Raw genomic sequence first — 811 nt, 5'->3', positions numbered from 1 at the left:
CCCGCACGAGAGAGCCCGTTCATGACCCCCCGTAATGCACCCCTGCCCCCGACCGGCCGGCTGCGCATGGTCTTGCGCCACCTCCACGACGGCATCCCCAAGGCCCACGTGGCCGCGGAGTTCCGCGTCTCCCGCCCCACGGTGGCCACCTGGGTGACCCGCTACCTGCAGGCCGGCGAGTCAGGGCTGGCCGACCGCCCGTCGACCCCGCGGCACAGCAGCACCCGCACCCCGGCGACGGTCGTGGAGCTCATCGAGGCCCTCCGCCGGAAGCGCAAGTGGTCGGCGCGGCGCATCCACCGCCACCTGGCCGAGCGAGCCATCGAGATCAGCCTGCGCACCGTGGGCCGGTGGCTGCACCGGTTGGGGATCTCCCGCCTGCGCGACCTCACCCCCGAGGGCGAGAACTCCCGCAGGGTCCCTGGTCGGATCCGGGCGGCGTGGCCCGGGCACATGGTCCACCTCGATGTGAAGAAGGTCGGGCGCATCCCCGAGGGCGGCGGCTGGCGCGCCCACGGCCGCGGGTCCACGGCCGCGAAGGCGGCCAAGCGCGGGCCAGGGGCCAGAGTCGGCTACACGTATCTGCACTCGGCCGTGGACGGTTTCTCCCGGCTGGCCTACACCGAGGCCCTCGCCGACGAGACGGCGACCACCACGATCGGGTTCCTCTGCCGGGCGCGGGCCTTCTTCACCGCCCACGGCATCACCCGGGTCCACCGGGTGGTCACCGACAACGGGGCCAACTACCGGGCCAAGGCCTTCCGGCGCACCGTGCTCTCCCTGGCGTCCCGGCACCAGCGGATCCGCCCCT

At 73.9% G+C, this 811-nt stretch carries 1 protein-coding gene; it reads left to right on the top strand.

Annotated features, from left to right (window positions below):
• Nucleotides 1-21 precede the first annotated feature (21 nt).
• Nucleotides 22-811: helix-turn-helix domain-containing protein (locus tag QYM41_RS17595; RefSeq protein WP_368801065.1), on the top strand; the 790-nt coding region annotated here is incomplete at its 3' end.

The organism is Kocuria oxytropis (assembly GCF_040981195.1).
In the GTDB taxonomy this organism is placed as follows: Bacteria; Actinomycetota; Actinomycetes; order Actinomycetales; family Micrococcaceae; genus Kocuria; species Kocuria oxytropis.
The sequence above is the reverse complement of the archived record's forward strand: the minus strand, read 5'-3'. Positions and strand labels throughout refer to the sequence as shown.